The following is a 22,054-nucleotide window of genomic DNA, read 5'->3' as shown; positions in this document are numbered from 1 at the left end:
CGGAAGGGGCTTCGGCTCCTTCCGCGTACGGCAGCAAGGAGAGCCCTGAATGAAGAAACATTTATCCACAATTATTTTAACATTGATTCTGATGGCAGGTCTGTCCTTGCTGCTGTATCCTACAGTCAGCGATTATTGGAATTCGCTTCACCAGTCCAGAGCTATAGCCAATTATGAAGAGGCTGTGGCGGCACTGGATGAGGAAACCTATGAGGAGTACTGGAATCAGGCGGCAGTATACAATGAGAAGCTCTGGAACAGGCCGAATCGATATTATCTCAGCGAGGAGGAGCGGGAAGGCTATGAAGCCCTGCTGAATATCTCCGGCAACGGGATCATGGGGTATATCCAGATTCCCTCCATCGATGTATCTCTGCCCATTTATCACGGTGTGGACGAAGCAGTGCTGCAGGTGGCGGCAGGACACATTGAATCCTCTTCTCTGCCGGTGGGCGGTGAGAGTACTCACTGTGTGTTGTCCGGCCACAGAGGCCTGCCTTCTGCCAGACTCTTCACAGATCTGGATCAGCTGGTGGAGGGTGACCTCTTTATGCTGCAGGTTTTGAATGAGACATTGACCTATCAGGTGGACCAGATTCGAATTGTTCTGCCGGAAGAAGTAGAAGAGCTGGATCTCAGCAGAGGAAAAGATTACTGTACGCTGGTGACCTGTACGCCCTATGGCATTAACACGCACAGGCTGCTGGTGCGGGGAACGCGCATTGACAACCTGACGGAGGCCGCGGCCATCCGGGTGACGCCGGACGCCAGATTGCTGGATCCGAAGCTGGTGGCGCCTGCCATAGCCATTCCCATGCTGCTGGTGCTGCTTGCCTGGCTGCTGATTAAGTACAGGAAGAAGTAGATTTCTGCCAGACAGGACACAGAGACGGGATGGAGGAGAAGCAGATACCATGACAGACAAGGAGATGCATAAGCTCAGCAGACGTGAACTCCTCCAGCTGCTGCTTGCACAGGTGAGGGAGACAGAAGAACTGAAGCAGACGCTGACAGAGAGAGAGGCACAGATGACGGAGCTTCGGGAGAATTATGAGAAGCTTCGGAACAGGCTGGACCAGAAGGACGCGAAGATACAGGAGCTTCGGGATACGCTTCAGGCGGAGCGGACCACCCGCAGGATTGAGCTTCAGGAAGCGGGCTCCATTGCGGAGGCTGCGCTGCGGCTAAACGGGATATTCGAAATTGCCCAGAAGGCGGCGGACCAGTATCTGGAAAATGTCAGGAGACTCGGCGGCCGGGAGACATCCGCTGAAGAGGCTGGGGAAGTCCGGGAAAGAGAACGGGAGTCACATGAAACCGGAAAAAGGGCTCAGATAGAACAGGCAAAAGGGTAATATGGGAAGGAAAAAGAAAGAAAAAAAGGAGAAGGTGCTGGAAACTCCTACTCTAAGCCAGCTGGAAGCGGAACTGGAAAAAGAAATTCATAAGCATACCTTCGGAAGGGTGATGCGGAGCACCATATACACGCTGCTGATTGTGGCGGCGGCAGCCATGCTGGTGGCAGTGACCTTTCTGCCGGTGTTACAGATCAGCGGAACTTCCATGACGGAGACCCTGTGGAACGGAGATATTGTGGTGGCGCTGAACGGATCGAACTACAGTACCGGCGAGGTGGTAGCTTTTTATTATAACAATAATATCCTGGTAAAGCGCGTGATTGCGGTTTCAGGAGACTGGGTGGACATTGATAAGGACGGAAACGTGTATGTGAACAACGAACTGCTGGAAGAGCCCTATGTCACGGAGAAAGCGCTGGGAATATGCGATATTACGCTCCCCTATCAGGTGCCGGAGGGGCGCATTTTTGTGCTGGGAGACCATCGGGAGACCTCTGTGGACAGCAGGAGCAGTACAATAGGCAGTATTAGTGAGGAATTTCTGGTAGGCAAGATATTGTTTCGTGTCTGGCCTTTGACGGACATTGGGATGATCAGATAGGAGGGAAGCGTCTATGAAGCGTAAATGGATACGGGTGCTGATGTCGCTGGCAGTAGTTTTCGGTATGGTGACAGCATTGTCATTTTCGGGAGGGGCGGCAGAATTTGTGAAGCTGGATGAGAAATGCTCTCTGACGGTGATACCGGGCAATTTTACAGGAGAGGGAAATGCCTGGCTGGCGGAGCAGCTTGATAATGCTTCTGTGGTGATAGATCTCTATAGAGTGGCCGACGCCGTACCCAATAAAGCAGGCGGACTTGGCTATGACGGTTATCAGTTTGAGCTGGAGGAGCAATATGAAGGAGAAGAAGGCCTGCAGCTTGCTGAGCATATGACAAATGCGGACTGGAGGCAGCAGGCCCAGAAGGCGGTCCGGATTGCGTTGGGGATTACGATGGATGCCGATACCGGAGCTGTCAGCGGGACGGTTCAGACGCCGCCTGTCAGAATGAATGAATCCGTGAAACAGGAGATCGGAGAACTGGACGCAGGTCTGTATCTGCTGATTGCCAGGAGAGGAGGCGCCGGGGATCCGGATGTGACATATAACGATGTGGCGGCATATACCGCAGTCAGCAGGGACAGCGACGGAACGGAGCAAATTGTCACCATGGCAGATTCCCCTGACTGTGTATTTTCATTTGAGCCGGAATTGATTGCGCTGCCGGGAAAGGAACCCTATGTGGATGCCGAAGGGAATCCGGTGAGCAATACGGCGAATCCCGGTCCCTGGCTCTATCATATGGAACCTGTGCTGAAGGCCCGGGCGCAGATGCGGTACGGCAGCCTGCAGATAAGGAAGGAGCTGCCGGAGTTCGAAACCGTGGCAGGACAGAACATCCCCAGGCCGGTTACCTTTATCTTTGAAATAAATGCTGTGTGGGAAGACAGGATCAGCGGCGCCGGGGGACAGAAGGAATATAAGGATGTGGTAGCCATTGACTTTACGGGGGCAGGATCCGAAACCGCATACAGACCGGGAGAGGAACTGCTGCTGCCTGTGGGAGCCCGGGTGACAGTGAAGGAGGTCTACAGCGGTCCCGGTTACAGTCCCTATCCGGACGGGACAGAGGACGGCACAGACAGAGAGGCATATGAACAGACCACTTTGATTACGGAGGCGGAGCAGATTTTCGAGGTGACTTTCACCAATTATTACAATGGGCGCCATGTGGATGGTCATGGTATCACCAATCGTTTCACATACAATGCGGAGCAGGACAGATGGATATGGACTTCCGTTCATGCGGACGGCACGGTGGGCGGCGAAGGAAGTCAGGAAGGAACGGCGTCTTCGGACAACAGTCCGCAGGAAAATCATCAGACACCTGCAGATGAAACGGTGGATACACCGTAGGGGAGGGAGAGAAGATGAAACGTAAAGATATCAGAAACATATGTCTGTCTCTTCTGGCCGGGGCCGCTGTACTGACCGCGGGAGTGAACGGCGCGCTTGCCTATTTTACGACTTACACCACAGCGGAGGGAGGACTTCCTGTCCATCTGGGGGACCGGACAGAGATCACAGAGACTTTTGATTCCAGAACAAAACATGTGATTATCACAAGTGATGCGGATTCGGAACCGGTTTATATTCGGGCCAGAGCATTCTGCGCCAGATATGAGGTTGCTTACCAGAGCAGCCCCGGGGGAATGTGGACGCAGGAGAGCGGTGTCTGGAACAAAGTGGTTCCGGGTGGGGAAGCCGACGGGGACTGGTACTACTACAAAGACATTGTGCCGGGAGGCGGCTCTACCGCCACGTTGGATGTGGTGATTGACATTCCCGCCATGCCGGAAGGAAATGAGCCCGGTCAGACAAAACCGGAAGACGGAGAAAGCTTTAACGTAATCGTTATTTATGAGAGCACACCCGTGAGATATGACGAGAACGGAGAGCCCTATGCGGACTGGTCGGAGACGCTGGATGTGGTGACGGCCACAGGGAAGCCGGAGGCCGATGAAAGCATATCTGATAAAGAGACAGAAGAGCAGAATGGAACAGGCGGTGATTCTGAAAACGGAGCTGGAGGTGATGTAAATGTCGGAGAATAAGAAGACCCGGTCAGCCCGGACGAAGGAAACGGGAAAGTCGGGGAGCGGATTCCGCAAATGGAAGAAATTTCTGGCTTCTCCGGCAGTGACCATAGTACTGTTCGGCCTGGCCGTGGTGATGCTTCTGGGAAGCACCATAGGCAGTGCCAGAGCGGTACTTACCTATACTTCCGAGTATTATAATTCCCGGGTTCAGATGTTTAATATCGGGGTGAGTCTGTATGAACAGTGCGGTGACAATGCGCCGAAGCGGGTATCCTGGAGAAATTACGACGCGGAAGAAACCGGTTACTGGGATGTGGATGAGCTGAAGAACGAAGCGGACAATTCCCTTCTGACAGATCTGCTGGCTCCGGGGGAAGAGATGCAGCCCGGCAGGAAGTATGAGGAAAAGCTGTATGTGGAGAATACAGGTGACATTGACCAGTATGTCCGCGTCACCATTTATAAATACTGGGTCAACCCGCCGGAAGAGGATGAGGCGGGGAATCTCAGACGGGACGGAGAAGGCCGTGTCATCAGAACGAAGCTTCCGGAACTGTCTCCGGACCTGATTGACCTGCATCTGATTAACTGCGGTCTCAGCGGAGAAAACCAGCCCTGGATTCTGGATACGGATTCCTCCACCAGGGAGCGTACCGTTCTGTATTACCGGGAGATTCTGAAAGCGCCCGGCGAGGGTGTGGATCCGGCTCAGACCAGAACGGCGGATTTGACGGATTATCTGAGGATCGACCCTTCCGTGGCAGATGCGGTTTACGAGACCACGGAGACCAACGGAGCATATACCACCATTACCACCACCTATGTCTATGACGGGGCGGAATTCAGAATCAGAGCCCAGGTGGACGCGGTGCAGACCCACAGCGCGGAGGATGCCATCTGGAGTGCATGGGGGCGCGAGGTGGAAATCGACAGCAATGGAAGCCTGATTTCTGTGAAGTAGAGGAGGCGACGAATATGAAGAAAAAGTGTATGGGTCTGCTTCTGGCCTGTGGCCTGTTTCTCTTCACAGGCGCGGAAGCCCGGGCAGACGATCTGCTGGGGCAGGCGGGGTGGAAGGTCACATTTACGGCTGACAGCAGGATGGACAGCAATTTCGGCCAGAAAAGTATAGACGAAGCCATATCCGGTATGCAGCCCGGTGACAATATTACCTTTACGCTGGAGCTGGGCAATCAGAACGGCAAGATGACGGATTGGTATCTGACCAACGAGGTGGTGCGGTCCCTGGAGGATACCAGTGAAAATTCCGCCACAGGAGGCGGTGCCTACACCTATTACCTGGCTTATACAGGAGCCAATCGGTCTGTGGTGCTTTTTGACAGTGATACTGTGGGCGGCGACGGCTCCGAGGGTCTGCGGGACGCCACGGATGCATTGAAGGAAGATTATGTCTATCTGGATACTTTATATCCCGGTCAGGGCGGCAGTATTACTCTGCGGGTGGCCCTGGATGGTGAGACACAGGGCAATGCCTATCAGGATACGCTGGCAGATCTGCGGATGCAGTTTGCGGTGGAAGTCCGTCCGGAACCTGTCACAGTGACAGAAGAAGGGCCTCCGGCCACACCGCAGCCCGGCAGCCCGGGGAGAACCGGGCTGGTCCGCACAGGGGATGATACCAACCTGATACCCTATGTAATTGCCATGGGGGTCAGCGGTCTGTTGTTCTTACTGTTGGCCGTATATGGGGTGAAACAGAACAGAAAAGAGAAAAAGGAGGCCCCATGACATGAGAAAGATGAAAGCATTGCTGGGCGTGCTGCTCTCGGTCCTGCTGCTTCACACCATATGTTTTCCTGTGAAAGCGGCAGAGAATACCTATACTATCCGCATTTATGCCGGACAGCAGGGTGTCATGACGGAATGTACCGGCGGAAACGGCCGCATCACGGAGGACGGCAGGACGTTTATGCTGAGCGGCCTGGAATATGGGGAACGTGTCAGTGTCAGTTACACATTACAGCAAAAGGGGGACAGCGTTTCCGGCGGGGATACGTCCCCGGAAAATCAGTATAATTATTTTGTCCTGACTGTCCGGCGGGGAGAAACCAATGATCCGGCACAAACCACGACGATACGGTTCAGGACAGAGAGCAAATATAATATCATCGGTTCCCGGGAAAGCGGTAAGGACAACAGTGAGAGAATCGGATCCGAAACGGTAGAGTGCGACAGAGACTATGTGATTGCTTACGGGCTGATGAAGGATGCGGTGGAATATACCATTCATTATGTAGATGAAGCGGGAAATCCCTTACGTGAAAGTGACAGATACTATGGGACTGTGGGCGACAAACCGGTGGTTTCCTACCAGTATTTTGACGGGTACCAGCCACAGGCCTACAATCTGACCAAAACGCTGTCAGCCAATGCGGCGGATAATGTGTTTACCTTCGTGTACAGCCGTGTGCCGGAGCCGGGTACCAATGTGATTACGATTCCCGGTGATGCCGGAACGACCGGCCCTGTCGGAGAACAGCAGGAAGGAACCGTCACCGTGCTGCCCGGGGAAGGCGGTGGGGCTCCGGAGGGCGGCGGAGGGGACCAGACAGAGCTTCCCGACGAACCTGTTCCACAGGCCGGGCCTCAGGAGACCATAGACTTGGATGATGAAGATGTGCCGCTTGCCGAGTTTGACGGGGAAGAGAACAAACTGATCAGTATGCTCAGCGGCAATGCTTTTCTGGTGAACATCCCTCTGCCTGTGAAGATTCTGCTGTTTGGTATCTTCCTGCTCACCCTGGGAGGAGGCATCTGGTGGCTTGCAAAGTCCCGCAGGAAGGATAAAGAGAATGTGTCCCAAAGCGGAGGAAAGATATGAGGGGAAGAAAAATTGCAGCGGCTCTCTGCAACATACTGGGAATCCTGATTCTGCTGTCCGTAATAGCTACCTTCATTCCGGTCACAATCCCCCGCCTTATGGGATACCAGGCTTACAATATCATCAGCGGCAGCATGGAACCGGAGATTCCGGTGGGAAGTCTGGTCTATGTGGAACCGGCGCAGCCTGCGGAAGTCCGGGAAGGTGAGATTATTGTCTTCTACAGCGGAGGGTCCGCCGTCACCCACCGCGTGGTTCAAAACCGCCTGGTGGAGGGCGAATTCGTCACCAAAGGGGATGCCAACCAGCAGGAAGACCTTAATACCATTTCCTATGCCAGTCTGGTGGGACGTGTGAAATATCATATTCCTTTTATCGGGCAGCTGCTGGTGATTTACACCAGCGGCGTTGGAAAAATCTATGTGGTCTGCTATGCAGCATGCGGTGTCATGTTCAACATGCTGGCAGCCAGACTGCGGGACAGGGCCCGGGAGAAACAAAACGGGACTGAAGAGAAGGCGGAGTGAAATCAAGAATATGAATAAAAAAATAAGACATATCATCATGGCGCTGTTGCTGGTCGTTTTCTGTACGGCCGGCGGCGTCATATTTTTTACATATCAGAAATATGAGCAGGAAGACAGGGTGTATGAGCAGGCTGCGGAAGCGTATACCCGTCCTGTGACAGACGGAGGAGGCTTCGGGACTTCGGATGCCTCCGGGCTGCCCACCGGAGCAGAAGCGGTGGAAGAAGCAGAGACTCTAAACGGTTGGGCCGGGGCTCCGCTGGAAGTGGATTTCCCCAGGCTCCGGGAGGTCAACGGCGATGTGGTGGGCTGGATTTACTGCGAAGGCACCGTCATCAATTATCCGGTGCTGCAGGGGGAGGATAATGACTATTATCTGCACCGCAACATGAACCGACAGACGCACAACGCCGGTTCCATCTTCGTGGATGCGGCCAATCAGCCGGGCTTTGGGGATTCGAATACCATAATTTACGGCCATCATATGAAAAACGGTTCCATGTTCGCCTCCCTGGATGAATGGGCGGAACAGGAATACTATGAAGAACATCCTGTCATGTGGCTGCTGACTCCCCAACAGAATTACCGGATCCTGCTCTTTGCCGGCTATACCACTTCGGCCGCATCGGATACTTACACCATTTTTCCGGATTCCTGCGATGAACTGGAGGAGTACCTGAAGCAGTGCATGGAGAAATCGGATTTTGAGGCAGACTTCAACATGACCGGACCGGATGCCCGGGAAGAAATAAGTCTGAGCAGGAATGATCAGTATGTGGTGCTGTCTACATGCGCCTATTCTTTTCAGGATGCACGGTACGTTCTCCACGGGAAGCTGGTGCCGGTTCCATAGAGGCTTTTCCTTTCACCTGTTCATAAACTTAATTTAAGAAAGTGTTTATTGTATTCTGGAAAAATCATGGTAGAATAGGTTTAGGATTTTCGAAACAGGATAAACTTTGTTTCAGGGAATTCTGCGAAAGGAAAGTAAGGAGGAATAGAAACTATTATGAAAAAAATCACACTTTTGTTATGCATGGGTGCGCTGGCTCTGACGCTTGCCGGCTGCGGTGATGACAAGGATGAAAGCAGCGTCGGGTCGAGTACCGCAGAAGAGAGCAGTACCGCAGACGAGAGCAGCGCGGAGAGCAGTTCGCCGGCAGAGGACGAATCAACCTCTGAGAGTGTTCCGGAAGAAGGCGGAAGCGACGCCGCTCAGGGCTGGAGCGAAGAGATGGAAGGCCTGAAAGCGGCAGTGATTGAAGCTGTGGGACAGGAGGGTTACTGGCCGGACATGGCAATGGACGCACAGATGGCCGAGACGTACTATGGGCTGAAGGCAGATATGTATGAAGATTATCTGGCGGAGAGACCCATGATCAGCAACAATGTGGACGAACTGATCATTGTCAGGGCAAAGGAAGATAAGGTGGACGAAGTGGAAGCGGCGCTGAATGCATATCGTGAGGCGAACGTGAATGACACCATGCAGTACCCGATGAATCTGGGGAAGGTTCAGGCGTCTCAGGTGGAGAAGAGCGGCCAGTATGTGATTTTTGTGCAGCTGGGCGGGTTTGCCATTGACTCGGAGAGTGAGGAAGAAGTCATCAGACTGTGCCAGGAAGCAAATCAGAAGGCTGTGGAGGCAATCAAGAATAAGCTGGGAGAATAAATAAATGGTTTTCAGCAGCACAGTGTTTCTCTTTCGGTTTCTGCCAATGTTTTTTATGGTGTATTATCTGGTTCCCGGGAGGATGAAGAATTTCATCCTCTTTTTGGGGAGCCTGTTTTTTTATGCCTGGGGAGAGCCGATATATGTGCTGCTGATGCTGTTTTCCACTGTTGTGGATTACACTCACGGGCGTCTGCTGGAGCGGTTCCGGGGGAAAAGGGCGGCGGGATATATCCTTCTGTCCTCGGTAGTGATTAATCTGTCTGTACTTTGTTTCTTTAAATATGCGGATTTTCTGATACAGACGGTCAATCTGTTTGCGGGGCTTTCTCTTCCGGCGCCGAATCTGCCCCTGCCCATCGGGATTTCCTTTTACACCTTCCAGACCATGTCCTATACCATCGATGTGTATCGGGGCGAGACTAAGGTACAGAAAAATCTGCTGGATTTCGGGGTGTATGTGACCATGTTCCCTCAGCTGATTGCGGGACCCATTGTGAAATACCGGGATGTGGAGCGCAGACTTCATCACCGCAGGGCCAGCCTGACGGAAATCAGTGAGGGAATGAAGCGATTCTGCGTGGGCCTGGCGAAAAAGGTGCTGATCGCCAATAATATCGGGGAACTGTGGGCTCTGATTTCGGGGATGGATTTCCGGGAAATCAGTGTGCTGACCGCCTGGCTGGGTATATTTGCCTTTGCCTTTCAGATTTATTTTGACTTCTCCGGGTATTCGGATATGGCCATCGGTATGGGGAAAATGCTGGGATTCTCATTTCCGGAGAACTTCAATTATCCCTATATATCCGGGTCTGTCACGGAATTCTGGCGCAGATGGCACATTTCGCTGGGAAGCTGGTTCCGGGAGTATGTGTACATTCCGCTGGGCGGCAATCGGAAGGGGCTGCCCAGGCAGCTGCTGAACATTTTTGCAGTATGGCTGCTCACCGGCATCTGGCATGGCGCCGGATGGAACTTCCTGCTCTGGGGACTGTGGTTTGCGGCTGCCCTGGTGCTGGAGAAAGCATTTCTGGGGAAAATATTGTCCTGGCTCCCGAAGGGGGTCGGCATTTTGTACACCGCATTTGTGGTGCTGGCCGGCTGGGTGCTTTTTGCGCTGGAGACACCTGCGGGGATTCTGAATTATTTCAGGGCAATGTTCGGTATGGCAGGCGCGGTCATTGACAGGGAGGGGCTTTATCTGGGCAGAGAGTATCTTTTGTTGTTTGTGATTGCGGCCGCGGCTTCGGTTCCCTTTTTCGGCAGGCTGGCCGCCAGGGTCAGAAAAGCCCGGACAGGGATTGGCATCGCAGTATACAGCCTGGGGGAGAAAATCATTCCCGCGGCGCTGTTGCTTCTGGCCATAGCGGGAATCGTGGAAGCCACGTATAATCCGTTCCTGTATTTTCGTTTTTAGTTTTTAAGTTTCAGCCCTGAATGGCGACAGCGGGACGGGGAGATACTCCGGAGACATTATGAGACGGAGAGAACGCAGGGACCGCCCGGGAAAGGAGGAAGGCAGATTCGGCGATGAATGAAAAGAAAAGTTCCATACTTACCATAGTATTTCTCTCATCTGTCATTCTGATTTTCATGCTGGCCGATTTGATTCAGGGGGACAGACTTTTCTCAGAGACAGAGAATAAGATGCTTGCCTCCCGGCCGAAGTTTTCCTGGGATGCCCTCTTCCGGGGAAAGTATACAGAGGATTATGAAAAGTATCTGACAGATCAGTTTGTGGGCAGAGAGAAGTGGATTACGATCAAGACCTGCACGGATATTGCGCTGGGCAGGCAGGAAATCAACGGTGTCTATCTGGGGACGGACGATTATCTGATAGAACGGCATCTTCCGGAGACCTATTCTCTGGTGCAGGAGATTAAGAAGATATCTCTGCTGGAAAAACTGGTGCAGGCGTGGGATGCGGATGTGATGCTGGTTCCCACAGCGGACAATATTCTCACAGATAAACTCCCTGCAAATGCACCCTGCTATGACCAGGTCAGCTTTCTGGAACGGGTGGAACAGCAGGTTGGCGCCGGGCATTATGTGGATGTGTACACGGTTCTGCGTCAGCATGCGGAGGAAGAGATCTATTATCGCACGGACCACCACTGGACCACACTGGGGGCCTTTTACGGTTATCAGGCATGGGCAGAGAAACGGGGCGAAAGTGAGGGAAAGTATGACCCTGCTGTCATGGAGACCGCAACGGAAGACTTTCTGGGGACTCTGCATTCGAAAGTGAATCTGAATGTGCGCCCGGATGTCATTCGGTATTTCCCGGAAACGGTGAGCCGGCCTCTGAAGGTGACTTATGATCTGAAAACGGTCAGGGAGTCCTGTTATGAGGAGTCTTACCTGGAGACGAAAAACAAGTACGGGTTCTTTCTGGATGACAATCACGGCATTGTTGAGATAGAGACGGATTACCATAACGGAAAAACGTTGTTTGTCATAAAGGATTCCTATGCAAACTGTTTTATTCCGTTATTGATTCCGGACTATGAGAAAATTTATGTCATGGATTTGCGGTATTTTAACGGAAGGCTTTTTCAGTTTATGAAAAGCTGTGAACCGGAAGAGGGGATGGATGTGCTGGTGCTGTATAACTGCATTCATTTCCTGGAAAATTTTACCTATCTGGAGTGAGAGATGAAAGCAGTTGTATTTGACATGGACGGCGTGCTGTTTGACACGGAACTCGTATGTATGAAGGCCTGGGTGGCCGTGGCGGAGAAAAGGGGACTGCCCCGGATGGAAGAAGTCTTTCCTCTGTGCATTGGGCTCAATGCCAATGACAGCAGACGGATTGTGCTGGATGCCTACGGGGAAGATTTTGATTATCCTGTCTTCCGGCAGGAGACTTCGGAGTGGTTTCAGGAATATATCCGGGAGAACGGTCTGCCCGTTAAGCCGGGGGCCCGTCAGATTCTGGAGTGGCTGAAGACCACCGGATACCAGGTTGGACTGGCTTCCTCCACGAAGCAATCTTCCGTATTGAGCCATCTGCGCCAGGCGGGATTTGGCGAATACTTTTCCGTGGTGGTCACGGGAGACATGGTGGAACATTCGAAGCCATGTCCGGACATTTATCTGATGGCCTGCGCAGAGTTGGGGGTCAGACCGGAAGAGGCCTTTGCCATCGAGGATTCTCCCAATGGGATTCGGGCGGCTCACAGGGCGGGGATGCATCCCATTATGGTGCCGGACATGATTCAGCCGGATGAGGAAATGAGGCGGCTGAGCAGGAAAATCTTCCGGAATCTGTCGGAGGTGCAGCGCTGTCTGGCGGAGATTGCTTTCGAATCCGGAGGGACAGCCATATAGTTTCCGGCCGGACAACATCGTAAGAAGCAGGCTGGTCTGAAAACAGAAAGATACGAAATATCACAGACAAAAGGATATACATACAGGAGCAGAAAGATGGCAGATCTGGGAATCCCCCGCAATACAATAGAGGTGCTGCAGAAGCATCGGTTCACGACCCGGAAAAAGTACGGGCAGAATTTTCTCATTGACACCAATGTACTGGATAAAATCATCCGGGCCGCCGATATTACGGAAGAAGACTGTGTGCTGGAAATCGGCCCCGGCATAGGTACCATGACGCAGTATCTGGCAGAGCAGGCGGGGAAGGTGACAGCGGTGGAAATTGACGGGGATCTGATTCCCATTCTGGAAGAGACGCTGGCTGCCTATGAGAATGTCACTGTGATTCATCAGGATATTCTGAAAATGGATGTAAAAAAATATGCGGAAGCGTGGGGCGGGGGCAGACCCGTGAAAGTGGTGGCCAATCTGCCCTACTATATCACCACACCCATTATTATGGGCCTGTTTGAAAGTCATGTGCCCCTGAAAAGCATTACGGTGATGGTGCAGAAGGAAGTGGCGAACCGGATGCAGGCCGGGCCCGGCACGAAGGATTATGGCGCGCTCTCTCTTGCGGTGCAGTATTATGCGAAACCGGAGATTGTGGCGAATGTGCCGCCGAACTGCTTTCTGCCCAGACCGGCTGTGGGGAGCGCGGTGGTACGCCTGACCGGTTATGCGGCGCCTCCCGTGCAGACTGTGGACGAGAAGAAAATGTTCGCCCTGATTCGGGCGGCTTTCAATCAGCGGAGAAAGACGTTGGCAAACAGTCTGGGAAATGCTTCCGGCCTGGAGGTAAAAAAGGAAAGGGTGGAGCAGGCGCTGGAGCGGATGGGACTTGCGGCCGCCATTCGCGGGGAAGCGCTGACGCTGGCGCAATATGCGGAGCTGAGCAATCTGCTGTCAGAGCAGCAGGGGAATTGAGAGAAAAGGGGACAGCGGGGCGCTGTCCTTTTTTGAATCTCTTTCTGCTATTTATTTTTGTTATTTTTTTGCGTTTATTTTTGACATATACATGATGCTTATGGTACACTAAAAAATAATGTGTATCACTTTTTTACCAGAGTGGGGAGCGAGATACCTTGGATAAATATGAATATAAAATAAGATCGGATGAAATTAAGGCGTTGATAGCGGAGGGAGAGTATGCCCGGGCCGCCGATATAGCGGATGCCATAGACTGGCGGAGAGTCAAGAGCGTCATTATGCTCTGCACGGTCAGCGACTTGTATAAGATCAACAGACGTTATGAAGATGCGAAAAATATGCTCCTGCTTGCTTATGAGAGAAGACCGGGCGGCAGGACCATCTGCTATTCTCTGTGTGAACTCTGTATCAAGACGGAAGAATTTGTGCAGGCTCTGAAATATTATAAGGAATTTGTGCAGGCGGCGCCGAAGGATCCCAGCCGGTATATTCTGCAGTACAGACTTTATGAGGCCCAGGAAGTGAGCCTGGAAGAGCGCATCGGTGTGCTGGAGGAGCTGAAGAAGAGGGATTACAGAGAAAAGTGGGCATATGAGCTGGCTTTTCTGTATCACAGGGTGGGACTTGCAACTCGCTGTGTGGAAGAATGCGATGAGATGATTCTGTGGTTTGGGGACGGAAAATATGTGGTGAAGGCCATGGAGCTGAAAATGCTTCATCAGCCGCTGACTTCTGCCCAGCAGCAGATATACGATCATCGGTTTGACGAATATCTGCAGGCGGAACCGGAAGAAGCGGGAGAAAACGAAGACTACGAAGATTACGGGTATGATCAGCAGCCGGCCGATGAAATCATGGAGGAAGAGGGCGCGTTTGAATATGAGCAGCCGGAAGAGCCTGCGGAACCGGCGGAGGCAGACATCCAGGTGAAGACCATGGATGTGGGCCAGTACAATACAATTAATCTGCAGGCTGAGCTGGCGGAAGGACTTCAGGAAGTGCTGGGGGAGGCCGGGGATGCTCAGGGCGCCGCAGCATTGACAGCGGAACCGGATATGGCAGAGGATGCGGAAGCCGGTGAAATGGCGGAAGCGGCGGAAGACTATGAGAACAGCGGGGAACTGGAAGCGGAAGAGATAGAAGAGACAGAAGTATTTTTCGGTGAGACCGGGGAAATCAGTCAGCTGCCAGTGGAAAAGGCACCTGTTCTCAGAGAGATGGACAGTCTGGAAGAAATGGCGCGTGAGCCGGAATCTGCAGAAGAGACAGTGTGGAGAGCGGAAGCGGCGGAACCGGTGAAGAAGCGGAACAGGACTGTGAGAGAGCAGACACCCGCTGAGACTGTGCCGGCGGATACCACCGCTGAGACAGTGATGGAGGAGATGCGTCAGGAGGAGACCGTGAACGCACAGCCGCCCAGAGAGCTGGCAGAAGTGCTTTCTCAGGAGGCAGACGGTCAGATTAGTCTGGTGCTGCCGGAGGAACTTGCTGTTGAAAAGCAGCTGACGGGTCAGATGAAGATTGAAGACGTTCTGGTTGAATGGGAACGCATGAAGAAAGAGAACGAGGAAAAATGCAGGGAAGAGGTGCGGCAGCACGTTCTCAGACAGACAGGCCCCATGTTCACTGAGTTCGAGGCATCTGTCAGGGACGGACTGCTGGAGCAGCTGGAAGGCGGCGCGACAGCAGGCGGAACCCATGTGACGGCAGAGGTGTCCCTGGGAGCAGAAATGGTTCCGGGAGACCGGGGGGAAATTTTGGAAGAGCTGCCGGAAGAGATTGCATACATAGACAGGGGAGAAGAGGAATACTCCGGGGAAGCAGAGTATGCGGACGGGGAGGAAGGCGTCGATGAAGCCGGATATGTGGAAGAATATTCCGGGGAGGCGGAAAGTCCTGACAGTCCTGCATATGACGGGGAGGAGGACGAAATTCCGGCGGAGCTGGAATATATAGAGGACGAGGCATATTCTGACGAAGAATATGCGCAGGACGGGGAGACTTTTGAGGCTTCGGAATATGAGGACGAGGCACTCCCCGGGGACCTGGAGTATGCAGAGGAAGATATTGACGAAACTGTGTATGAGGGGGAGGCGGAGAGCGCCGGGGATCTGGAATATGCGGAGGAAGAATATGACGACTTTGCATATGGAGCGGAACCGGAAGAAGCAGCAGATGCGGAATATATAGAGGAAGAATACGAAGAGGAGAACCAGGCCATATCCGGGGAAGCGCCGGAGTACGACACAGATGAGGAATACGAATCTGGGGAGGAGGCAGCGGTATCGACGGAAGAACCGGAGTACGATGAGGAAGATCTGTCGGAGGAGGCGTTGTTTGAAGAGCTGGGATACAGTGCGCTTACAAAGGAAGCGGAGCGCGCAGAAGCGCAGGAAGAAGAGGAAGACCTGAGCTCGGAAGAAGAGAAAAGCGGACAGAAGAAAACGGAAGACAGGAACGGAAACAGAGAAAAGCATCCCATACAGCGTGAAAAGGCCCGTGCCAGAGGGCTGACCCGGGAGGAGAAGGAACTGTATGCTCCTTTCATCCAGAGTCGTCATTCCAGAGAACAGCTGGTGAAGGCCATCGACAGTATCAGCATGGCTGCCTATACCGGCAACATTGTAGTGACCGGAGAGGAAGGAATGGATACACTGACGCTGGCGAAAAATATGATTCGTGAAGTGCGTCTGACGGACAGCAATTTCTCCGGAAAGGTGGCAAAAATATCAGGGCAGGGTCTGAACGACAGAAATATCGGCGAGACGCTGGAACGGCTGAATAATGGTGCACTGATTATCGAGAATGCGTCAGGTATGGGCAGTAAGACGGCGAAAAAGCTTTATAAGGCACTGCAGCAGGAACGGCTGGGAATCATCGTGGTGCTGGAGGGAACGAAGAAGGCAGTCAATAAGCTGTTCGCGGAGAATCCGGAACTGTCGGGCTGCTTTACCGCGCGGATGGATTTGGAAGCTCTGAGCAACGACACCCTGGTATCCTTCGGCAGGCTGTATGCCCGGGAGATGGAATATTCCATCGACGATCTGGGGGTGCTGGCGCTGCACACCAGAATCGAAGAGCTTCAGACCATCGATCATGTGGTGACCGTAATTGAGGTGAAGCAGATTGTGGATGAGGCGATTCATCGTGCTTCCAGGAAGACTCTGGGACATTTTTTTGACATTCTTCTGGCAAAACGATATGACAATGAAGATATGATCATATTGACCGAAAAAGATTTTGTTGCATGAAAGGTGGTAAGGAAATGAAGGGAGCAGTGGAAAAGGTTTTCATATCTGAGGACGATCAGTATCTTTTTTCCCAGGCGACGCACTATGATATCTATAAGAAGCTGGGTGCCCATGTGTCGGAGGAAGAGGGAGAACGGGGCGTCTATTTTGGTGTGTGGGCGCCGAATGCCGTGCAGGTACATGTGGTGGGCGAATTCAATGGCTGGAGCGAAGAGGCGCATCCCATGGAGAAGCTGGGACCGGTGGGAATCTGGGGCTTGTTTATTCCGGGAGTGGAGACAGGCAGCATGTATAAATTCCTGATTACCGCACAGGACGGAAGAAAGCTTTATAAGGCGGATCCGTTTGCCAATTATGCGGAGTACAGGCCGGGGACGGCTTCTGTGATCACGGATTTGAACGGATTTGAATGGAAAGATGCGAAGTGGATAGCCGCAAGAGACAGGAGAAATCTCTACAGGCAGCCCATGGCAGTTTATGAGTGTCATATCGGATCCTTCATGAAGCATCCGGATGGGACGGAGGGCTTTTACAATTATCGGGAATTTGCGGACAGGCTGGCAGAGTATCTGCAGGAGATGAAATACACCCATGTGGAGCTGATGGGGGTCTTGGAGCATCCTTTTGACGGCTCCTGGGGATATCAGGTGACGGGATATTATGCGCCGACCTCCCGTTACGGAACACCGAAGGATTTTATGTATCTGGTGGACAGGCTGCACAGGATGGGAGTAGGCGTCATCCTGGACTGGGTTCCGGCGCATTTTGCCACGGATGCCCACGGTCTGGCGGAATTTGACGGGCAGTGTATTTTTGAGCATCCGGATCCGCGCCTGGGGTCTCACCCGGACTGGGGGACCAAGATCTTTAATTATGGCAAGCCGGAGGTGAAGAATTTCCTGATTGCAAATGTACTTTTCTGGCTGCGGGAATTCCATATAGACGGCATTCGCGTGGATGCTGTGGCGTCCATGCTCTATCTGGATTACGGGAAAAAGGACGGCCAGTGGCTGCCCAACAAATTCGGAGGAAATGAGAATCTGGAGGCCATTGAGTTCTTCAAACATCTGAATTCCGTGGTGCGCGGAACCTATCCGGGATTTATCACCGTTGCGGAGGAATCCACGGCCTGGCCCAATGTGACCGGAGAGATCGGCGGAGAAGGGCTCGGGTTCAGCTTTAAATGGAATATGGGCTGGATGCATGATTTCTGTGAATACATGAAGCTGGATCCCCTGTACAGAAAAGGCAATCATTCCGCCATGACCTTTGCCATGAGCTACAACAATGCGGAAAAATATATTCTGCCTCTTTCTCATGACGAGGTGGTGCATCTGAAATGCTCCATGGTAAACAAAATGCCGGGCTATGAAGTGGACAAGTACGCCAATCTGCGTACCGGCTATACCTATATGTTCGGACACAGCGGCAAGAAGCTGCTGTTCATGGGACAGGATTTCGGGCAGGAGCGGGAATGGAGCGAGGAGAGAGAACTGGACTGGTTTCTGCTGGGAGAGAAGAACAATCTGGGCCTGAAAAACTATGTGAGTGAGCTGCTGAAAATTTACCGCAAATATCCTGCGCTGTACGAACTGGACGACGACTGGGCCGGATTTGAATGGATGAACGCGGATGACGGGGAGAACAGTGTGTATTCCTTTGTGAGGAAATCTTCCAGAGGAACCAACAGCCTGCTCTTCGTGCTGAATATGACCCCGATAAAACGGGAGGCTTACAGAGTGCCCGTGCCTATCGGCGCGCGGAAGAAAAAGTACAGGCTGCTGCTGAACAGTGATGAAGAACGGTTCGGCGGTTGGGGCAATGAGATTGCGAAAGAAATTGCGGCGGAGAAGATTGTCTGCCATGGGCGGGATTATTCTATTTGTGTGGATCTGCCTCCCTATGGCTCTGCGGTATTTGTCTTCTGAGGCGGCCAGAGGGCGGTTTGACAAGTGGCTGAGCCGGCGGGAAATCGGACAACACGCTGACGGCAGGGGCTGATTGTCAGAAAATCAGAACGTGTTCCGGCAGTTGGCTGAAATGCCGGGGAACCGGAAGAGAGCCATGAGGAAGGGTAAAGGTTTTCTGTATAGTTACCGAAATAAAAGGTGTAGGTGCGAAAGTTGTGCCTGCACCTTTTTTTACATCGGAGGAAAGTCCGGTGTCATATGGATATGGAATCAGAACGAATAAATCCGCAGAGGAACAGGGTGTCCGGCAGTCCGGGTACTAGAGGAACGCTGCGGAGAGAAGATTGGGAGACTTCATTTTGAAAATCACATTTACGGAACAGGCAGTGAAGGAAGCGGAGAGACAGCGGGCCGACAGGGGCAGAGAGGCTCATGCCGGCGTGGCAGCGGCGGAGGGACAGGTACCTTTCGCGGCATTTTTGGGCGGACAAAATGACCTGCCGGGGGCAGGCGGAGAAAAGGGGAAAAGCCTGATTGAACTGCAGCAGGAGGCTGCGGAAGCCGACGTGGGGGTCCAGCGGGATTTTATGACAGTTATGTCACATACCATGTCGGAAGAAGACTATGCCAGAATGCAGGAAGAAGGATTTGATCCCGGAAGCATGGAGCCGGACGAGGTCGTGACCATTGTGGATAAGATTAAAGCCGAGCTGGCCCGTGCAGGCAAAAATATTGTGGGTTATACGGATAATCTGGACATGGGGACACTGACGGCGGCTCTGGGCAGCGAAGTGCTGGCCAGAAGCGTGGCGGACAGTTTCCGGGAGGCGGATGTGCCGCTGACGAAGGAGAATCTGTCGGCTATTTCCCAGGCGTGGGCCATGAGCTCCGGGCTGCAGCCCATGGGGGATGGTTCCTACAGTTATCTGATTGACAATGGAATGGAAGCGGAGATATGGAATCTCTATCTGGCCCAGAGCAGCGGGGCCGGCAGAGGCGGAAACGCGCCCAGATTCTATGCCGAGGAGGTGCAGGGATATTATACGCAGAGCGCCGGCATGGGACAGACAGACGGGCTTCAGGGACAGATAGACCGGATTATTGAACAGGCCGGAAGTGAAGTGAACCAGAGAAGCCGGGAGAATGCGAAATGGCTTCTGGACAGAGGTCTGCCGCTGACGCCGGAGAACCTGAAGAGGCTGGAAGAATTGGAGCAGGTGGAACTGCCTGTGACGGAGAAACGATTCGGAGAGGCGGTGGCCGCTGCGGTGGCGCAGGGGAAGAGTCCGGTACATGCGTCTCTGGAGGGAAAAGGCGGAAATCTGTACGAAAGGGCAGCCGCCATTTCAGAATACTATCACAGCAGCGAACTCTGGGAAGCCACGGTGGGAGACATTACTGCCAGAAGGCAGCTGGAGGAAGTCAGACTCCGCATGACTGCGGAAGTAAATGTAAAACTGTTAAAGAGCGGATTTTCCATTGACACCTCTCCCATGGAGGAGCTGATAGAGGCGTTGAAGCTGGCGGAGCATCAGCTGGCCGACCAGTACTTCCCCAGAGACGATATGGCAGTGGAAAAATACCATAATTACCGCAAAGTAAGTACTGTTACCGACCAGCTGCCGGGGCTGCCGGCGGATGTGCTGGGTATCTTTGCAAAAGGACGGGGCGGTGCCTCGCTGGAGACGATTTACAACGAAGGCAAGGCATTGCAGGATAATTATGAGAAGGCGCAGGCAAGCTATGAGAAGCTGATGACCATGCCCAGAAGTGAGATGGGAGACAGCATTGAGAAGGCATTTGCCAGTGTGGACCATATTCTGAAGGAGCTGGGTGTGGAGCTTACGGATGAGAACCGCAGAGTTGTCAGAATTCTGGGATATAACCGGATGGAAATGAATCTGTCCAATCTGGAGGCTGTGAGAGATGCCGACAGACAGGTGCAGGATGTACTCGGAAAGCTGACACCGGCAGCAACGCTGAAGATGATTCGGGATGGCTTCAATCCGCTGGAGAAGAGCTTTGGAGAATTGGAACAGTATTTCAAATCTCTTCCTCCGGAATACAAAAAGGAAGCCGAAAGCTACAGCAGATTTTTGTATGGCCTGGAGCGGAACAACGCCATTACGCCGGAAGAGCGGGAAAGTTATATCGGCATTTACCGTCTGGTGCGCCAGTTCGAGAAGGCGGAAGGCGCGGCGGTGGGCGCGCTTGTGAACGCCCAGTCGGAGATTCAGTTCTCCAGTCTGCTGGCGGCCATGCAGGGCGGCAGGAGAAGCGTTGACCTGCGGGTGTCGGAAGACATGGGCGCCATAGACAGACAGAAGAGTAAAACGGCCAGCATTACAGAGCAGATATCCAAAGCCTTTGTGAAGACAGTGGCGGATATCAGAGCGGAGAAGGCTGCCAGAGCCGCAGCGGCAATGGCGGAGGCGAAGAGTGCGACTGTGGAAGAAAATGTGCAGACGGCAGCTGACGCGGCCCGGGCCGGGGAGAATGCTGTGCCCGACGAGGCGGCGGCTCAAAGTGCCACAACCTCAGAGCGCTCCATTGCCGCGGAGGAAGCTGCGGGCAGTGCGGTAAATGCGGCTGTGGAGACGGTGTCCGGGCAGATGACTGCCGCCGGGGCGGATGAGATGCAGCAGGCTGCTGTCCCTGCACAGTCTTCTGAAGCGTTGCTCAAGGCGGCAAATGAGATACTGACAGAAGTGTCAGCAGATGAAAAGACCGAGAGAGAATATAATAAGGCCCAGCTGGAAGAGCAGCGCCAGGCTGTCAGCGCTGCGGACCAGGAGAGCGTCGCCATGCTGCAGAGAGGGGAGCTGCCTGCCAGTGCGGATAATCTGATGGCCGCCCATGCCCTGACCCACGGGAGAGAGAACATTTTTGCGCTCAGTGACAGACGCCGGGAAAACGTAGAGAAGCGGACGGATGGGGAGAACCCGGAAAAGGAGCCTGTGGAAAGTACAAAACTGTGGGAGAAGCTGGACGACAGAGAAGATTTTGCGCAGGAGTATGAGCGCATGACCGGGGAAGCGCTGGAGTCCGTGGAAGAGGCCACTTTTGAAGAGGCCGAGAGTAGTGTGGACGTCAGAAATATGCAGCTGAATCATAAACAGCTGACAGTTGCGGCCTCTCTTGCACAGAGGGAAGAATACTATCTGCCCATGTATGTGGGAGAGACCCTCACGAGAATTCACCTCACCCTGGACAGGAACAGCCCACAGAAGGGAACCGTCACTATCGGCGTGACACTTTCCGAAGAGGCGCATATGCAGGCCAGACTTTACCTGGAAAATGATACCGTTCACGGAATTTTATTCGGGGAAGGAAAAGTTGAGGTAATGAAATTACAGCAGATAGCCGATACCTTTAGAAAGGAAGCGGAAGGCAGCTGGACGGTGGGAAATATTTCCACCATTGCATCTGAGAAGAGAATGCCGGAGCTGATTAAATCCGGAGCGCATACACCCACGGAAAGCGCTGATCTGTATCGCGTGGCCAGGGTGTTCCTGCAATCGGTAGTTCAACAAGGAGAATAGAGGGTATAA

The 22,054-nt window shown here is 53.1% G+C and carries 18 protein-coding genes; all 18 read left to right on the top strand.

The window, feature by feature from the left end; translation table 11 throughout:
* Positions 1–49 precede the first annotated feature (49 nt).
* Complete coding sequence (locus NSB25_RS09860) at positions 50–865, top strand: class C sortase (RefSeq protein WP_103237604.1); 816 nt, start codon at positions 50–52, stop codon at positions 863–865.
* Between the two features lie 49 nt (positions 866–914).
* Complete coding sequence (locus NSB25_RS09855) at positions 915–1,355, top strand: hypothetical protein (protein WP_207656121.1); 441 nt, start codon at positions 915–917, stop codon at positions 1,353–1,355.
* Position 1,356: 1 nt separating this feature from the next.
* Positions 1,357–1,959 carry a signal peptidase I gene (gene lepB, locus NSB25_RS09850; RefSeq protein WP_103237603.1) on the top strand — a complete coding sequence of 201 codons (603 nt, stop codon included), beginning with the start codon at positions 1,357–1,359 and terminating at the stop codon, positions 1,957–1,959.
* Between the two features lie 13 nt (positions 1,960–1,972).
* A complete protein-coding gene (locus tag NSB25_RS09845) occupies positions 1,973–3,316 on the top strand; it encodes a hypothetical protein (RefSeq protein ID WP_103237602.1) in 1,344 nt (447 codons plus the stop codon).
* A gap of 14 nt (positions 3,317–3,330) precedes the next feature.
* A complete protein-coding gene (locus tag NSB25_RS09840; RefSeq protein ID WP_103237601.1) occupies positions 3,331–4,014 on the top strand; it encodes a hypothetical protein in 684 nt (227 codons plus the stop codon).
* A complete protein-coding gene (locus tag NSB25_RS09835; protein ID WP_242982235.1) occupies positions 4,001–4,960 on the top strand; it encodes a hypothetical protein in 960 nt (319 codons plus the stop codon). Before NSB25_RS09840 ends, NSB25_RS09835 begins: the two co-directional genes overlap by 14 nt.
* Positions 4,961–4,974: 14 nt before the next feature.
* On the top strand, positions 4,975–5,748 hold the full coding sequence (locus NSB25_RS09830) for a hypothetical protein (protein ID WP_257479244.1): 774 nt from the start codon (positions 4,975–4,977) through the stop codon (positions 5,746–5,748).
* A 1-nt stretch (position 5,749) separates the two neighbouring features.
* A complete protein-coding gene (locus tag NSB25_RS09825) occupies positions 5,750–6,841 on the top strand; it encodes a MucBP domain-containing protein (protein WP_103237599.1) in 1,092 nt (363 codons plus the stop codon).
* Complete coding sequence (locus NSB25_RS09820; protein ID WP_103237598.1) at positions 6,838–7,368, top strand: signal peptidase I; 531 nt, start codon at positions 6,838–6,840, stop codon at positions 7,366–7,368. The genes NSB25_RS09825 and NSB25_RS09820 overlap by 4 nt, the downstream gene beginning before the upstream one ends.
* 10 nt (positions 7,369–7,378) lie before the next feature.
* Entirely contained in the window at positions 7,379–8,221 is an 843-nt protein-coding gene (gene srtB, locus NSB25_RS09815) for a class B sortase (RefSeq protein ID WP_172454909.1), read from the top strand.
* Between the two features lie 156 nt (positions 8,222–8,377).
* Positions 8,378–9,040, top strand: coding sequence for a DUF4358 domain-containing protein (locus tag NSB25_RS09810; protein ID WP_103237596.1), 663 nt, complete (start codon positions 8,378–8,380; stop codon positions 9,038–9,040).
* A 4-nt stretch (positions 9,041–9,044) separates the two neighbouring features.
* Positions 9,045–10,457, top strand: a complete 1,413-nt coding sequence (locus NSB25_RS09805) for an MBOAT family O-acyltransferase (protein WP_103237595.1) — start codon at positions 9,045–9,047, stop codon at positions 10,455–10,457.
* A gap of 113 nt (positions 10,458–10,570) precedes the next feature.
* Positions 10,571–11,692 (top strand): DHHW family protein, encoded by a 1,122-nt coding sequence (locus NSB25_RS09800; protein WP_103237594.1) that lies wholly within the window; start codon positions 10,571–10,573, stop codon positions 11,690–11,692.
* 3 nt (positions 11,693–11,695) lie between these two features.
* Positions 11,696–12,370, top strand: a complete 675-nt coding sequence (locus tag NSB25_RS09795) for an HAD family hydrolase (protein WP_103237593.1) — start codon at positions 11,696–11,698, stop codon at positions 12,368–12,370.
* Positions 12,371–12,466: 96 nt separating this feature from the next.
* The gene (gene rsmA, locus NSB25_RS09790) at positions 12,467–13,339 is read left to right on the top strand and encodes a 16S rRNA (adenine(1518)-N(6)/adenine(1519)-N(6))-dimethyltransferase RsmA (protein WP_103237592.1); all 873 of its coding nucleotides are present in this window, start codon (positions 12,467–12,469) and stop codon (positions 13,337–13,339) included.
* A 158-nt stretch (positions 13,340–13,497) separates the two neighbouring features.
* A complete protein-coding gene (locus tag NSB25_RS09785) occupies positions 13,498–16,593 on the top strand; it encodes a putative sodium/potassium/calcium exchanger (RefSeq protein ID WP_103237591.1) in 3,096 nt (1,031 codons plus the stop codon).
* Positions 16,594–16,607: 14 nt separating this feature from the next.
* A complete protein-coding gene (gene glgB / locus NSB25_RS09780; RefSeq protein WP_242982234.1) occupies positions 16,608–18,521 on the top strand; it encodes a 1,4-alpha-glucan branching protein GlgB in 1,914 nt (637 codons plus the stop codon).
* A gap of 341 nt (positions 18,522–18,862) precedes the next feature.
* The gene (locus tag NSB25_RS09775) at positions 18,863–22,045 is read left to right on the top strand and encodes a DUF6240 domain-containing protein (RefSeq protein WP_146039938.1); all 3,183 of its coding nucleotides are present in this window, start codon (positions 18,863–18,865) and stop codon (positions 22,043–22,045) included.
* Positions 22,046–22,054: the final 9 nt, after the last annotated feature.

Origin of the sequence: Acetatifactor muris, from assembly GCF_024623325.1 — a bacterium.
Classification (GTDB): domain Bacteria; phylum Bacillota; class Clostridia; order Lachnospirales; family Lachnospiraceae; genus Acetatifactor; species Acetatifactor muris.
Note: the sequence above shows the minus strand (reverse complement) of the source record. Positions and strands in the feature narration are given on the sequence as shown.

What these genes read in the sequence shown, in the direction of transcription:
- NSB25_RS09840 (WP_103237601.1), top strand. Translation starts at nt 3,331, where the DNA reads ATGAAACGTAAAGATATCAGAAACATATGTCTGTCTCTTCTGGCCGGG.
- NSB25_RS09810 (WP_103237596.1), top strand. Translation starts at nt 8,378, where the DNA reads ATGAAAAAAATCACACTTTTGTTATGCATGGGTGCGCTGGCTCTGACG.
- NSB25_RS09820 (WP_103237598.1), top strand. Translation starts at nt 6,838, where the DNA reads ATGAGGGGAAGAAAAATTGCAGCGGCTCTCTGCAACATACTGGGAATC.
- NSB25_RS09825 (WP_103237599.1), top strand. Translation starts at nt 5,750, where the DNA reads ATGAGAAAGATGAAAGCATTGCTGGGCGTGCTGCTCTCGGTCCTGCTG.
- NSB25_RS09845 (WP_103237602.1), top strand. Translation starts at nt 1,973, where the DNA reads ATGAAGCGTAAATGGATACGGGTGCTGATGTCGCTGGCAGTAGTTTTC.
- rsmA (WP_103237592.1), top strand. Translation starts at nt 12,467, where the DNA reads ATGGCAGATCTGGGAATCCCCCGCAATACAATAGAGGTGCTGCAGAAG.
- srtB (WP_172454909.1), top strand. Translation starts at nt 7,379, where the DNA reads ATGAATAAAAAAATAAGACATATCATCATGGCGCTGTTGCTGGTCGTT.
- NSB25_RS09855 (WP_207656121.1), top strand. Translation starts at nt 915, where the DNA reads ATGACAGACAAGGAGATGCATAAGCTCAGCAGACGTGAACTCCTCCAG.
- glgB (WP_242982234.1), top strand. Translation starts at nt 16,608, where the DNA reads ATGAAGGGAGCAGTGGAAAAGGTTTTCATATCTGAGGACGATCAGTAT.
- NSB25_RS09830 (WP_257479244.1), top strand. Translation starts at nt 4,975, where the DNA reads ATGAAGAAAAAGTGTATGGGTCTGCTTCTGGCCTGTGGCCTGTTTCTC.
- NSB25_RS09795 (WP_103237593.1), top strand. Translation starts at nt 11,696, where the DNA reads ATGAAAGCAGTTGTATTTGACATGGACGGCGTGCTGTTTGACACGGAA.
- NSB25_RS09835 (WP_242982235.1), top strand. Translation starts at nt 4,001, where the DNA reads ATGTCGGAGAATAAGAAGACCCGGTCAGCCCGGACGAAGGAAACGGGA.
- NSB25_RS09860 (WP_103237604.1), top strand. Translation starts at nt 50, where the DNA reads ATGAAGAAACATTTATCCACAATTATTTTAACATTGATTCTGATGGCA.
- lepB (WP_103237603.1), top strand. Translation starts at nt 1,357, where the DNA reads ATGGGAAGGAAAAAGAAAGAAAAAAAGGAGAAGGTGCTGGAAACTCCT.
- NSB25_RS09805 (WP_103237595.1), top strand. Translation starts at nt 9,045, where the DNA reads ATGGTTTTCAGCAGCACAGTGTTTCTCTTTCGGTTTCTGCCAATGTTT.
- NSB25_RS09800 (WP_103237594.1), top strand. Translation starts at nt 10,571, where the DNA reads ATGAATGAAAAGAAAAGTTCCATACTTACCATAGTATTTCTCTCATCT.